This is a genomic window from Kitasatospora nipponensis (assembly GCF_039528135.1).
Taxonomy (GTDB): domain Bacteria; phylum Actinomycetota; class Actinomycetes; order Streptomycetales; family Streptomycetaceae; genus Kitasatospora; species Kitasatospora nipponensis.
Genome location: NZ_BAAALF010001099.1, coordinates 1 through 533 on the forward strand (window position 1 = coordinate 1; position 533 = coordinate 533).

General features: G+C 69.8%; 2 pseudogenes. Both read left to right on the forward strand.

From position 1 onward, the window contains the following. Positions 1-240 precede the first annotated feature (240 nt). Positions 241-384 (forward strand): annotated as a pseudogene (locus tag ABD323_RS45075) (SsgA family sporulation/cell division regulator); the annotation flags it as partial. A gap of 71 nt (positions 385-455) precedes the next feature. Beyond that, positions 456-533 (forward strand): annotated as a pseudogene (locus ABD323_RS45080) (peptidylprolyl isomerase); the annotation flags it as partial.

Genomic DNA, 533 nt, shown 5'->3' on the forward strand with positions numbered 1-533 from the left:
CTTCTGTTCCGTCAGCTCCCAGTGCTGCATGGGCTGTTGAGAGGGCGTTGCAACCTCTTTGCAACCGTTGCAGGGGAGGGCGCACTGCAGCAGGCTGGGCTGAACCCCAGCCGCCTCGGAGAGATCGTCATGCCGCGCGACCCACTGTCAGCCGCCTCGAACCCGCCGTTCGCCGCCACCCCCACGGGCGACGAGGCGGTCCGACCCGACATCGAACCCGGGCCGGTGGAGGAGATCCTGATGCTGCGGATCGCACTCGACGAGGACTCGGTGGGCGAGGTGCGCACCCGGTTCAGGTACGACCCGGACCGGCCTTACGAGGTGCTGCTCACCTTCCACCTGGGCCGCTCGGACGAGGCGGACTGGGTGTTCTCCCGTGATCTGCTCCGGGACGGCCTGCAGAGCCTGAGCGGCCAGGGCGACGTCAAGCTCTGGCCCGCGTACTGCCCCTGCCACGGCTCACCACCGAGCGGATCTTCGTCCTCCAGTGCGGCGACCCCACCGGCACCGGCAGCGGCGGCCCCGGGTACTCC